The 13257-nt window shown below is 62.0% G+C and carries 10 protein-coding genes; 3 read left to right on the top strand and 7 right to left on the bottom strand.

Annotated features, from left to right (window positions below):
- Window positions 1-58: 58 nt before the first annotated feature.
- The 5 genes from CO660_RS30870 to CO660_RS30850 all read right to left on the bottom strand — a co-directional run bounded on the left by CO660_RS30870 (window position 59) and on the right by CO660_RS30850 (window position 5939).
- Complete coding sequence (locus CO660_RS30870; RefSeq protein ID WP_097601731.1) at window positions 59-1612, bottom strand: sugar ABC transporter ATP-binding protein; 1554 nt, start codon at window positions 1610-1612, stop codon at window positions 59-61.
- 104 nt (window positions 1613-1716) lie between these two features.
- On the bottom strand, window positions 1717-2706 hold the full coding sequence (locus CO660_RS30865; RefSeq protein ID WP_085776812.1) for an ABC transporter substrate-binding protein: 990 nt from the start codon (window positions 2704-2706) through the stop codon (window positions 1717-1719).
- A 209-nt stretch (window positions 2707-2915) separates the two neighbouring features.
- On the bottom strand, window positions 2916-3362 hold the full coding sequence (locus tag CO660_RS30860; protein ID WP_097601730.1) for an RbsD/FucU domain-containing protein: 447 nt from the start codon (window positions 3360-3362) through the stop codon (window positions 2916-2918).
- A gap of 9 nt (window positions 3363-3371) precedes the next feature.
- On the bottom strand, window positions 3372-4391 hold the full coding sequence (locus CO660_RS30855) for an aldo/keto reductase (protein WP_097601744.1): 1020 nt from the start codon (window positions 4389-4391) through the stop codon (window positions 3372-3374).
- Between the two features lie 45 nt (window positions 4392-4436).
- Window positions 4437-5939: an altronate dehydratase family protein gene (locus CO660_RS30850; RefSeq protein ID WP_085776814.1), complete on the bottom strand. Its 1503-nt coding sequence runs from the start codon at window positions 5937-5939 to the stop codon at window positions 4437-4439.
- Between the two features lie 236 nt (window positions 5940-6175).
- On the opposite strand from CO660_RS30850, the gene CO660_RS30845 reads away from it, so the two are divergent.
- Both CO660_RS30845 and CO660_RS30840 read left to right on the top strand, forming a co-directional pair.
- The gene (locus CO660_RS30845) at window positions 6176-7075 is read left to right on the top strand and encodes a GntR family transcriptional regulator (protein WP_085776815.1); all 900 of its coding nucleotides are present in this window, start codon (window positions 6176-6178) and stop codon (window positions 7073-7075) included.
- 91 nt (window positions 7076-7166) lie between these two features.
- Window positions 7167-9113: an ABC transporter ATP-binding protein/permease gene (locus CO660_RS30840; protein ID WP_097601729.1), complete on the top strand. Its 1947-nt coding sequence runs from the start codon at window positions 7167-7169 to the stop codon at window positions 9111-9113.
- A 148-nt stretch (window positions 9114-9261) separates the two neighbouring features.
- On the opposite strand, the gene CO660_RS30835 is transcribed toward CO660_RS30840, so the two are convergent.
- Together CO660_RS30835 and CO660_RS30830 are read right to left on the bottom strand one after the other, a co-directional pair.
- Window positions 9262-10752, bottom strand: coding sequence for an MDR family MFS transporter (locus CO660_RS30835; protein WP_097601728.1), 1491 nt, complete (start codon window positions 10750-10752; stop codon window positions 9262-9264).
- A gap of 221 nt (window positions 10753-10973) precedes the next feature.
- Window positions 10974-11330, bottom strand: coding sequence for a hypothetical protein (locus CO660_RS30830; protein WP_097601727.1), 357 nt, complete (start codon window positions 11328-11330; stop codon window positions 10974-10976).
- Between the two features lie 230 nt (window positions 11331-11560).
- Between CO660_RS30830 and CO660_RS30825 the strand changes: the two genes are divergently transcribed.
- Window positions 11561-12697, top strand: coding sequence for an acyltransferase (locus CO660_RS30825; protein ID WP_097601726.1), 1137 nt, complete (start codon window positions 11561-11563; stop codon window positions 12695-12697).
- Window positions 12698-13257 lie beyond the last annotated feature (560 nt).

Here is a 13257-nt window from a genome sequence, read left to right as displayed (position 1 = left end):
CAATTCCGGACGCAAAACCGCTTCACACTTTTTGCTGGAAATGCTCCAGTCTTCTGGCTCAGACGCCGATCGCTTCGCTGAGCACTTGTTCATGCGTCGCCGCGTGAAAATCATGGCTCGCGACCAGCCTGCCGCCGCGGAAGACGTGCAGCCGGTCGGCCAGTTCGTAGACCTCGGGCAGATACGATGAGATCAGGATGATGCCCGCTCCTTCCTTCAGAAGCTTGGCGAACAGCCGGTAGATTTCAGCCTTGGTGCCGACGTCGACGCCGACGGTCGGCTCGTCAAAGATGAACAGCCGCGCGCCATGGCTCAGCCATTTGCCGATGACGATCTTCTGCTGGTTGCCGCCCGACATGCTGGAGGCGGGAACCCGCCGGCTCGGCGTCTTGATGCTGAGATCGCGGATCTGCTTGTCGGCATTGGCCGATTCGCGTGCGTGATTGATCACAGGCCCGTGGCTCAACCGCCCGAACACCGGCAGGTTGATGTTGAGGCCGATCGGCAGGTTGAGGCAGAGCCCCTGGTCACGCCGGCTTTCGGGCGCCAGCGCAATGCCGAGCTCCATCGCCGTGCGTTCATTGCGGATATCGACAGGCTTGCCCATCCACTGGATGTCACCGGCGCTGATCGGCTGGCGCCCGTAGAGGCCGAGCGCAAATTCGCTGCGTCCGGCACCGATCAGACCGTAGAGTCCGACGATCTGCCCGGCTTTGACGCTGAGCGACACGTCCTCGAAGCCGGGACCGGAGAGGCCGCGGACCTCGACGATCGTCTCGCCGATGGCAATCTCTTCCTTGTGGTAGATCTGTTCGATCGAGCGATTGATCATCAACGCGATCAGCTCGGCATCGTTGGTCTCGCCGATCAGGCGGGTGCCGACATGCGTGCCGTCGCGCAACACCGAGACACGGTCGGCGAGCTCAAAGACTTCTTCCATGCGGTGGCTGATATAGACGATGGTGACGCCTTCGCCCTGCAGCCGGCGGATCAGCTTGAACAGCTGCGCCGATTCCTGCCGAGTGAGATAGGCGGTCGGTTCGTCGAAGATCAGGAACTGCGTGCCGCGCATCGCCGCGCGTGCCGTCGCCACCAGCTGCTGCTGACCGATCGTCAGCGAACTCAACAGCGCGCCGGCCGGCAGGCCGAAGCCGAGATCGTCGAGCACGGCCTGCGCCATCTTCTCCATCTGCTTCTTGCGCATCAGGCCGTAGCGGTTGACCTCGTCGCCGAGGAAGAGGTTGGCGGCGACCGTCAGGTGCGGGCAGAGCACCACTTCCTGGTGGACGGCGTTTATGCCGCGGGCGATCGCCTCGTTCGGCGTCGATAATCCCACCGGATGGCCGCACCACAGTACCTCGCCGGCCGTGCGGGTGATGACGCCGGTGAGCAATTTGATCAGGGTTGATTTGCCGGCGCCGTTTTCGCCGACGATCGCGTGGATTTCGCCGGCCAGGAAGGTCAGCGTCGCCGGCTTCAGCGCCTGCACGTGACCGTAATTCTTCTGCAGGCCTTTGAGTTCGAGGATGGGCGATCCGGCGGCGATGCGATTGGCTTCTTTCAGCGTGGCGCTATCATCATGGCGATGACTGACCTCTTCCAGTCCGATCATGGACCTCTCCTCCTCTTGTCGCGTCTGCTCCAACCCTGGTGAACCATACCATGGATGGAAAAGGCCGCGCCGGTTTTTGGAAGCCGGCGCGGCCGTCTGTCGTCTTACTTGATCTTCGGGTTCAAGAGCGCGTCGATCTTCGGGTCGGACATGTTCGCCTTGGTGACGAGATTGGCGCCGGTGTCGACATTTTCCGGAACCTTCTCGCCCTTGGAGACGGCAAGCGCGGTCTTGATGCCGTCATAACCCATGCGATAGGGGTCCTGAACGACGAGGCCGGCAATGGCGCCGTCCTTGAGGAAGCCGACCGTCTTGTCGTCGCTGTCGAAGCCGATGACCTTGATTTTGTCGCCGAGCTTGTTTTCGGCGATCGCCTGGCCGACGCCCTGCGCCAGGATCAGGTTCGAGGCGAAGACGCCGACGAGTTTCGGGTTTGCCGTGATCAGGTCGGTCATCATGTTGAGGCCGGTGGTTGCCTGGCCGTCGCCGTACTTGTCGGCAATGACCTTGAGACCGGGATGCTTGGTCTTAATCTGATCGAGGAAGCCTTCGCGGCGCTGTTCGAGCGAGCCGACGCCGGGAAGATTGGTGAGGATGACGATGTCGCCTTCTTCCTTGCCTGTCATTTCCTTGATCGCGGCGGCAAGACCGTCGGCGGCGATGCGGCCGCCCTGGACGTTGTCGGTCGTCAGGAACGACTTGAATGCCTTGGAGTCGGCACCGGAGTCGATGCCGATGATCGGAACCGACTTGGCGGCTTCGTCGATCGGCTTACCGAGCGCCTTGAACTCGGTCGGCGAGATGACGATAGCGGCCGGTTTGCCGGCGACGGCGTTTTCCAGAATGCTGATCTGGCCGTTGATGTCGGATTCGGCCTGTGCGCCGAGTTCCGGCACGTTGACGCCGAGATCCTTGCCGGCCTTGCGGGCGCCGGCCAGAACGATCTGCCAGTAGAAGGACGTCGTGTCCTTGACGATGATCGGGATCGTCACATCGGCGGCAAAGGACGTGACCGGCATTGCCGTGGCGATGACGGCTGCACCTGCCAGCGCGGTAAAGGCGCGGCGGGACAGAAGGGATTTCACGATGCTCATAAAGGTTCTCCTCTCAGGATGCGTTCTCCTCCAAATAAACCGGACCGCTGAACGCTGGCGGAAGGTTTTTATCGATAAAAAACATTTGCAGGCAGAAGCTAGCCGAGGCGCATTCAAATTGCAAGGGCGTCGAATGCGCTTTTTTACTCCGGAAGACTCCCTCCAAGCACCTGATTTTATTTCATTACTACGATAGCCTAAAATAGCTATCAGGTCAGATCGATCTCGTGCGGGTGCACGACGCCCTTTTTCAAAATCAAGTTGCCGTATAGCCGGAACTCCGTTGTCGCGACGATATAGGCGGCCTTGCGGGCCATCGCGTAGAAGGCGAAGCGCTCCACCGGCACGATGGCAAAATCGCCGGCGCGCTTCGAGACGATCTGCTGGAACTCCGCGCACACTTCGGGCACGGCGCCGGGGTCGCCGACGACCTCCATCCTCCATGCGGTTTCCGGCACGAAAGTGTCGAGCGGCATATGCGCCAGGATTGCTGCGGCCATGTCGGTGGCGCTGACGCCATCGGCGCGGATGACCGGCGGGCCCATCGAGCCGGCGGGAAAATTGGCGTCTGCGATGACGATGTCGTCGCCATGTCCCATCGTCTTCAGCGCATAGAGCAGGTCGGGCCCGAGCAGCGGATGAATACCTCTAAGCATAATATCTCCTCAGACTCGGACGGCTTCGGTGCCGAGCGGCGGCGCGATGAGCGTATAGGGTTCGAATTCGGCAAAGATGCCGTCGGCAAGCGGCGTCGCGACCGTTTCCATGTTGCGCGTCAGGCTCGAGGGCTTGGCCGTGCCGATCAGCACCGAGGCGACGATCGGATCGCGCAGCGGAAACTGCATGGCGGCGGCCGCGAGCGGAACGCCGTGGCTCTTGGCGATCGCCTCCATCGCGCCGACCTTGGCGAGCACCTCCTCGTCTGCCGGCATATAATCGAAATGCGAGCCGGGCACCGGGCCGGTGGCGAGAATGCCGGAGTTGAAGACGCCGCCGACGACGAGCGACGTGCCCCTCTGCCGGCAGAGTGGCAGGAGTTCGTCGACCGCCGAACGGTCGAGCAGCGTATAGCGGCCGGCCAGCAGGATGCAGTCAAGATCGGCATGGCGCATGATGTCGAGGCAGACGGGCACTTCGTTGACGCCGAGGCCGAAGGCGGAAATCGCGCCCGAGGAGCGCAATTCTTCCAGCGCCTTGATGCCGGAATCGAGAAGCTGCTTCTGATAGACCGCGTTCTTCGCCGCGCCATGCGTATAGACGCCGATATCGTGGACGTAGAGAATGTCGATGCGGTTGAGGCCGAGACGCGCATAGCTGAACTCGACCGAGCGCATGATGCCGTCATAGGAATAGTCGTAATCGGCATCGAAGGAGAGCGGATCGACATAGCTGTAATCCGGCACCGATCCCGTCGGCACCGGCCGAAGCAGTCGCCCGACCTTGGTGGAAAGCACGTAGGCACCGTCCGCCTGGTCACGCAGGAAATCGCCGACGCGCCGTTCTGCAAGGCCGAGGCCATACCAGGGGGCGACGTCGAAATAGCGGATGCCGCTGTCCCAAGCCGCTTGTAGCGTTTCCATCGCCTGCTCACGCGGGCAGGCGCGGTAGAGACCGCCGAGGGGCGCTGCGCCGTAGCTGATCTCCGTCACCTCAAGGCCGGTCTTGCCGATCCGTCTCGTCTTCATCATGCCCCCTGGGAATTGTATAAAAACAAACGCTTAGCATCGCATCTAGAGCGTTGCGCCGAGATGCCAAGGCACGAATTCGTTATCGCCGTAACCGAAGATCTCGCTCTTGGTCTTCTTGCCGGAGGCCGTATCGACGATCAGGTCGAAGATCTCGCGGCCCTTGCCGCTGATCGTCGCGTCACCGGTTGCGATGGTGCCGCAATCGATGTCCATGTCCTCTTCCATGGAGGCATAGAGCGCCGAATTGCTCGACAGCTTCAAGGACGGCGCCGGCCGACAGCCGAAGCAGCTGCCGCGGCCTGTGGTGAACGCAATCATGTTCGCCCCGCCGGCCACCTGGCCGGTTGCCGAAACCGGGTCATATCCGGGCGTGTCCATGAAGACGAGGCCGGGGGCCGTCACCCGCTCGGCATAACCATAGACCGCCGTCAGCGGCGAGCGGCCACCCTTGGCTACCGCACCGAGCGACTTTTCCAGGATGGTTGTGAGACCGCCGCGCTTGTTGCCGGGCGACGGGTTGTTGTCGAGCGAGGCGCCATGCAGGGCGACATAGTCTTCCCACCAGGCGATTTTCTCGTCGAGCTTTCTCGCCACCTCGTCGCTGACGGCGCGGCTGCGCAGCAGATGTTCGGCGCCGTAAATCTCCGAGGTCTCCGACAGGATCGCCGTGCCGCCGGCCGCCGCCAGCAGATCGGCGGCGACGCCGAGCGCCGGATTGGCGGTGATGCCGGAAAAGCCGTCCGAGCCGCCGCATTGCAGGCCAATGATGATCTCGCCGATCGAGATCGGAACCCGCTTCTCCTTGCCGACATCGGCGGCGATCTCGCGGAGCACGCCCATGGCGCGTTCGACCGCACGGCGCGAACCGCCGGCGTCCTGAATGTTGAAATGGCGCTTGGAGGCGCCGGCGCCGCTCTGGCCGTAAAGCGTCAGCTGGTTGACCTCGCAGCCGAGGCCGATCATCAGCACGCCGCCGAAATTGACATGCCTGGTATAGCCGGCAAGCGTCCGGTGCAGCACGTTCATGCCGTCGCCGGTCGAGCTCATGCCGCAGCCCTGGTCATGCACGATCGGCACGAAACCGTCGATGCCGTCATAATGCGGCAGGATCGTCCGGTTCGCTTCGTCGGCGATCGCCCGGCAGACGGTGGTGGAACAGTTCACGCTGGCGATGATGCCGATATAATTGCGTGTCGCCGCCCGTCCATCGGCGCGGCGGTAGCCCATGAAGGTGCGCGCCTTGTCCTCGGCGGTTGCTTCTTCCGGTGCCGAATTGGCGGTGACGGCGAGCCGGTCGTTTTCGAAATGCAGATTATGGCTGTGCACATGGTCGCCGGCCTTGACCTCGGCGGTGGTGCGGCCGATCGCCTGTCCGTATTTCACCACGGCCGAACCGAGCGGAATATCGGCAATCGCCACCTTGTGGCCCGGCTCGATCTTCTGGCGGGCCTCGACGCCGGCAACCGTCGAGCCCTCAGCGATGGCGGACGTTGCGACCGCGACATTGTCGCCGGCCGACAGGATGATCCAAGGCTGTTTGTCCAATCTCTTCTCCCTGAAGGAAACGCTCGCTGCATCGGCGAATGCGATTGATTTTGTTTTTTATCTACAATAAACATTTTCAAGTCAACGAGAATATTGATCCTGTGGACGAGGGAGGCAATGCGCCGCAGACGATCGGAAATACGCTAATGGATTTTGAACAAGCTCCGGTCGGTCGCCTTTTCGCTTTGCGAAGCGGGAAGGAAATCCCGGCACGCGGGCGGAAAGCGGGGGATCTGATGGCAAGGCAGAACACGGTCTTCAAGGAAGCATACAACAGGTATGCCGCGGCCCTGCGCACGGATACGGCGCTGCCGTCGGAGCCGGAGATCGCCGCTCAGCTCGGCGTCAGCCGTTCCACCGCGCGCGCCATCCTCACCCGCCTCAGCGATGAAGGCATCATCCGCTGGAACAAGCGTCAGAAGATCGTGCTGCGCGAGCCCACCGACCGTGACCTTTTTCCCTCCGAAGAGACGGATTCGCTGCATGACATCATCGAGCGTAGTTTCATGCGGCGCATCCTTGCCGACGATGCCGCGCCCGGAATGCAGATCAACGAACTGGAGCTTGCCCGCGAGATCGGCACCGGCACGACGAGCGTGCGCGAATTCCTGATCCGCTTCTCCCGCTTCGGCCTGATCGAAAAGCGGCCGAACAGTCATTGGACGCTGAAGGGCTTCACCCGCGAATTCGCGCTCGAACTTGCCGATGTCCGCGAAATGTTCGAGTTGCATTCGGCTGCCGAGTTCGGCCGGCTTCCCAAAGACAATCAAGCGTGGATCGATCTTGCCGCCATGCGCGAGGAGCATCTCGCCATGCTTGCCGACATCAACCAGCGTTTCAAGGATTTCTCCGTCCTCGACGAGCGCTTCCACTTGTTGATCCACCGCGCCTCGAAGAACCGCTTCATCGCCGATTTCTACGATGCGATCGCCATCATCTTCCACTATCACTACCAGTGGAACAAGACCGCCGCCCGCGAGCGCAACGAGCGCGCCATCCACGAACATCTGGACTATATCGCCGCATTGGAATCCGGCGACCAGGCAGCGATCGGAAAAGCCTGCCGCGTCCACCTGCGCTCCGCCCGTCAGACCCTGCTGCAATCTCTGCCGCAGACCATGAGCGACAACGCCTGAGCGGCCTATCTCGGCAGCCGTCAGCTTGATGCGAGCGCCACGTCGGCGCGGCGCCATGAAACCTTCTGATTTGTAAGCCGTTATCGTGCTTATGACCGACGTTACACTCAACCCGAAATCGGTCGACGGCACCGAGCAGGACGGTGCCGAGAAGTCGCGCCAGCAGAAGGCATCGACTGTCGAGATCGCGCCGCCGGATGTCATCGAACCTAGTCCGCAGCTCACGCCCGAGGAGGCAGAGCAGGCGCGTAAGCGATATTTGCTCAGGCGTTTCTGGATCAGCGCCCGCCGTTACTGGGGCCGCGGTGGCGACAGGCTCGCTTGGCCATGCTCGATCGGTCTGTTGACGATGATCTGCATGAATGTCGGCTTCCAATATGGGATCAACCGCTGGAACCGCGGGATCTTCGACGCGATAGAGCGGCACGACGCCGGCACCGTCTATTATCTCAGCGCCGTCTTCGTGCCGCTCGTGCTCGGAAGCGTCGCTCTCGTGACCGCACAAGTCTATGTTCGCATGATGATCCAGCGCCGCTGGCGCTCCTGGCTGACGAAGACGGTGATCACGCGCTGGCTGGCCAACGGTCGTTATTATCAGCTGAACCTCATCGGCGGCGACCACAAGAATCCTGAGGCGCGCATCTCGGAGGATTTGCGGATTGCCACCGAAGCGCCGGTCGATTTCATCGCCGGCGTCATATCAGCCTTTCTATCGGCCTCGACCTTCATCGTCGTGCTGTGGACGATCGGTGGAGCGCTCACGCTGCCGCTCGCCGGGTCGACCATCACCATCCCCGGTTTTCTCGTCGTCACTGCGGTTCTCTACGCCGTGATCACCTCAACCGTGATTGCGGTCATCGGCCGCCATTTCGTCCAGGTCTCGGAGGTCAAGAACCAGGTGGAGGCCGAGCTTCGATACACCTTGACCCGTGTGCGCGAAAACGGTGAGAGCATCGCCTTGCTCGGTGGCGAGGAAGAGGAGCGTAGCGACCTCGACAAGACATTTTCCAATGTGCTCAGGCAATGGGCGCTGCTTGCGCGCCAGCACATGCGCACGACCTTCGTCTCGCACGGGTCGATGCTGATTGCCCCGGTCGTGCCGCTCCTGCTCTGCGCACCGAAATTTCTCGCAGGCGGCATGACGCTTGGCGAGGTCATGCAGGCAGCCTCCGCCTTCGCCATCGTTCAGACGGCCTTCGGTTGGCTGGTCGACAACTATCCGCGTCTCGCCGACTGGAACGCCTGTGCGCGACGCGTCGCCTCGCTGATGATGTCGCTCGACGGCCTTGAGCGGGCCGAACAAAGCGACGCCCTCGGACGCATCAAGCACGGTGAAACAGAGGGCAATGCAATCCTGAATTTGAACGATCTCTCGGTGACTCTCGACGACGGTACCGCGGTGGTCAAGGAAACCCAGGTGGAGATCGCACCAGGCGAGCGGGTGCTCGTAGCAGGCGAATCGGGCTCCGGCAAAAGCACGCTGGTGCGCGCCATCTCCGGTCTTTGGCCCTGGGGTCACGGCAGCGTCGATTTCCACGGCGACCGACGCTTGTTCATGTTGCCGCAGCGGCCCTATATCCCGTCCGGAACGCTTCGCCGCGCGGTGGCCTATCCCCGCGCCGCCGACAGCTGGACGCCGGAGGAAATCAAGACCGCCCTTGCCAAAGTGGGCCTGGATTATCTGAGCGAAAAGCTCGAGGAAGACGCGCCATGGGATCAGACCCTGTCGGGCGGCGAAAAGCAACGGCTCGCCTTCGCGCGGCTGCTGCTGCATGCCCCCGATATCATCGTTCTCGACGAAGCGACCTCGGCACTCGACGAGAAGAGTCAGGACAGCATGATGGAGACGATAATCGACGAATTACCGACGGCGACCATCATCAGCGTGGCGCATCGCGCCGAATTGGAAGCCTTCCATAGCCGCAAGATCACCTTGGAGCGGCGCGAGGGCGGCGCCAAGCTCGTCAGCGATATCGATCTCGCCCAGCGCAAGGGAAGACGAAACCTGATCCTGCGCGTTTTGGAGAACCGCCGATAAGGTAATTCCAGGAAAACTGCGAAGCGGTTTTCCGCACTTGCGGGGATACCCGCGACTTCATGCTCGGCCTTGTGCTGCACAAGGCCGGGCATGACGGAGGAAACGTTGTCAGCAAATTACCAGGCGCTCCCCGTCAGGAGCAACCGTGTCAATGCGAGGCTGCCTCGCCTGCCACTGCCGGCTCTTCACGCGTCTTGCGGTGGCCGACGGGGATCAGCCAGGTGGTGAAGAAGGTCAGCACCGCGACGACGACCACGCCCCAGAAGCTCCAGTGCAAGGCCGCGTCGAAGATGCTGCGGATCGCCGGATCGGCGGCGAGCGCCGAAAGTCCGGTCGGCTGGTTCAGCGCCTTATGAAGGGCGGCCGCCGTTTCGCCGCTCGCATAATGGCTGATGCCGGCATTGAGAATGGCGCCGAGTACCGTGGCTCCGAGCGTATTACCGAGGCTGCGGGCGAAGATGATCGAAGCCGTGGCGCTGCCGCGCATCGACCATTCGACGCTGTCCTGCACCAGCACGATGCTCGTCAGGCTGATCAGGCCCATGCCGAAGCCCATGAAGAAGGAGCCGGCGCCGGCAAGAACCGGCGAGCTTTCGGGCGTCAGGAACAACAGGAAGCAGGCGCCGAACGGAAACAGCAGGCTGCCGACGCGCAGCGTGCGGCGAATGCCGAAGGCCCTGTAGAAGCGGCTGGAGAGCATCACCGCCAAGGGCCAGCCGACGATGAGCATGGTGAGCGTGAAGCCGGCGACAATGGGGGTGCGGCCGAGCACGCCCTGCACGTAGATCGGCAGGATGGTGGAAAGGCCGATCAGCGCCATGCCGGCAAGCAGCGTGGCGGCATTGCTGGTCGCGATCAGCCGGCGGCTCCAGAGGGCGATCGAAATGATCGGCTCCGGCGCCCGCCTCTCCTGGGCGAGGAAGAAGAGCCCCGCAACGACGAAGACGGCGAAGAGCGACAGCAGGATCCAGGCGCTCGCTTCGGTTTCCGTCAGCATGACGAGGAGGGCGACGATCGAAATCGAAAACAGCACCGATCCGAGATAATCGATCCTCGCCTGCTTGTGCGCGACGTCCTCCTTCAGGAAGATCATGAAGGCGGTGATCGAGACGATGCCGATCGGCAGGTTGATCCAGAAGATCCAGGCCCAGGAGAAGGTATCGACGATGATGCCGCCGGCAAGCGGTCCGACGACAGCCGACGTCGCCCAGACGGTCGCCATCGCGGCCTGCACGCGGCCGCGTTCCTCGAGCTTGAAGAGATCGCCGATGATCGTCATCGTCACCGGCTGGATTGCGCCGGCACCGAGCCCCTGCAGCAGCCGGAACAGCACCAGCGACATCATCGACCAGGCAAAACCGCAGAGCAGGGAGCCGGCGAGGAAGATCAGGATGCCGCCGATCAGCACCGGCTTGCGTCCGAAAATATCGGAAAGCTTGCCGTAGATGACCGTCGTCGTCGACTGCGCCAGCAGGAAGGCCGAAAATACCCAGCTGTAATAGGAAAAGCCGCCGAGCTGGCCGACGATGCGCGGCATTGCCGTCGCCACGATCGTCGCCTCGATGGCAACCATGAATGTCGCCACCATGATGGTCGCGACGACAAGCACGCGGTTCGAGCGATGCGCTGCATTCGACATGACGATCCTCTTCGGGTGCTCCGCAGGGCCGGAAAAATCGGCAGGCTGGCTGGATGTGGGACGACGCGCCGTTTGCGGAGGGATGCTGTTCTTTTACGACCTCACGCGGGGCCGGTAAAGCAGTTCTCGCCGCAGCCATCGTTTTTGCGTGCCATCAGGGCGGGCCCGGCGCCGTTCCGCACCAGCCTTCACTCCGTCGGGAGGCGAGCGGTCGCCCGTCCTCACTGCTGGCAGGCTTCGCTGAGCGAACCGGTCCCTGCGGTGCAGCCCGGCACCTGCTGCAGATCCGGATTGACGCCGCCCGGATTGATCGTGCTGCGGCCGCTGTTGAGATCGAGGCCGCCATTGCCGGTGGTGCTGCCGGTCGTGCCGGGATCGGTGCCGACGGACCCCGTGCCCGCCGACCCGGTGCCGACGGAGCCGGTGCCGGCCGATCCCGTGCCCGAACTGCCCGATCCGCCGATGACAGGCGCCACCGAGAGCCGCCCGCTGGAATTCGCCCCACCCGCCGTCTGGGCCAGAGACGAGCCGGCAAGACCGATCGAAAGGAGGGATATCGCGATGAGTTTGCAGGACATGAGGTTCTCCATCCTTGTTGTCTCAAGGGGAGAACCTGTTCGGCAGCGGCATGTTCCTTCCGATATTTCGCAGTCGAATAGACGCAGCGGGCAGCCCGACGCCACCAGCCCTTCATTGACTGTCAACCCGCGCAAGTTGTGCCGAAGCCCATAAAAAATCGCTCAACACTATCCGGTTGCCGTCGAACATGCTAACCCTGCCCGCGGATACGAATGAGCAGGAGTATCTCATGGACGCGATGAAAGGCGGCAGACGCATTGAATGTCTGGATGGTTTGCGTGGTTTGGCGGCGCTATGGGTGCTGATCGGCCATGCGCATATCCTGACGGGCTTCAAGGTGCCGATTATCGGAGATCCCGAGCTGGGGGTCGACCTGTTCATCATGCTCTCGGGCTTCCTGATGGTGTTCCACTATCAGCGACGCAAGGCCAGAGAGCCATGGGAGAGCCCGCAAACATGGGCGGTCTTCTGGGCTCGTCGCTTCTTCCGTATCGCACCGCTCTATTACGTCATGCTGGTAATTGCTCTCATCGCCGGGTCCGAGATCTATCAGGCGAGGATGGTCATCGATGCGTTCAACGGTAATCCGCCGCAAGCCGCATCGCGCTATCTGGACGACAGCCTGACCAACTACCTGATGCATCTTTCCTTCCTGTTCGGCTTGTCGCCGGCCCATGCTTTCCGCACCGCGCTTCCCGATTGGAGCATCGGCCTGGAAATGCAGTTTTATGCGGCCTTGCCCTTCGTCATGATCGTTCTCGGGCGGTTGGGTTGGCTGAAGGGCATGCTCGTCACCGTCGGCTTGGCCGTCATCGCCGCCTGGGTGGTCCATCACCTGGGCTTTCGCTTCCCAATGCCGTCATTCCTGCCGATGAAAATGCACATCTTCGCCGCCGGCATGCTGCTGGCGGGTGCACTATGGATGCCGCAGGGCAGAGCTTACCTGGCTTTCGCGATTTCGGCTTTGCTGGTCCTTATCCCTCTGGGCGGCGACGTGACCGTGCTGCACGAAACTGTGCGCGTGGGGATCGTGGTGCTGTTCTTTGTCCTGGTGCACGCCGATCGGGTTCCGGGTTCCGGCGGCAGCTATTCCCGCTCGGTCAATTCGGTTCTCGGCAACACGTTCTTTCGAAATCTCGGCGAACTTTCGTTCGGAGCCTATCTGATTCACCTGCTTGTCATGCAGCCGGTGATCGCCTGGCTGATCGGCAATACCGATCTCAGCAACCCCGCACGCTGGCTGGTGACGCTGATCGTGACCATTCCGATCGTCTATGTCTTGTCCTTTGTAGGCTACAAGTTCATCGAGTTGCCCGGTCAGACGGTCGGGAGACGCCTGACACAGCAGAGGCAGGTGGCGATCTAGAGGCGCCCGCAATCTTCGATGGATGGTGTTGCGCCTCCGGCGGAAGGGCGCGAATAGGATGGCTCGATCCGACGGGACCTCGGGACATTGTTTAGGACAGCATCGACCGTCGATTTTATCAAGCGTCGGACCGCGCGCAGAGAACTGGAAACTGCCTCCGCACGGCCCAACTGTGGGGTGGAGGGGCACTTCACGATAACCATCCCGCGATCCAATGAGCTGACCTGTTTTTAGAGCACGAAGGAAATGTTTGGTCCTGTTTGAATAGGCTGCTCGGCGATTTGCCAAACCCCCGGCAATGCGTCTCCTGTGCGCTGAGCGGCCAGCTTAATTCCACATGAATTTCCGTCCGGCCATAGTCACGGCGCAAGCATCGGTCCGGCCAGACGTTACATGATCGCGAGGCGCGGAAGCAAAAGCCGAATGGATAGTCCCCCCGGCGTCCATGATCGCTGGATATCAATTTTAAGGCTCCGTGCTATTCTTTGCTCCAGGACGCTTCCAAAGCCAGAAGGAGCTTGAGTGGGGTTCGTAATCGACGGTCCGTTCGCTTCAAGCCA

Origin of the sequence: Rhizobium sp. L9 (assembly GCF_002531885.1) — a bacterium.
Taxonomy (GTDB): domain Bacteria; phylum Pseudomonadota; class Alphaproteobacteria; order Rhizobiales; family Rhizobiaceae; genus Rhizobium.
Note: the sequence above shows the minus strand (reverse complement) of the source record. Positions and strands in the feature narration are given on the sequence as shown.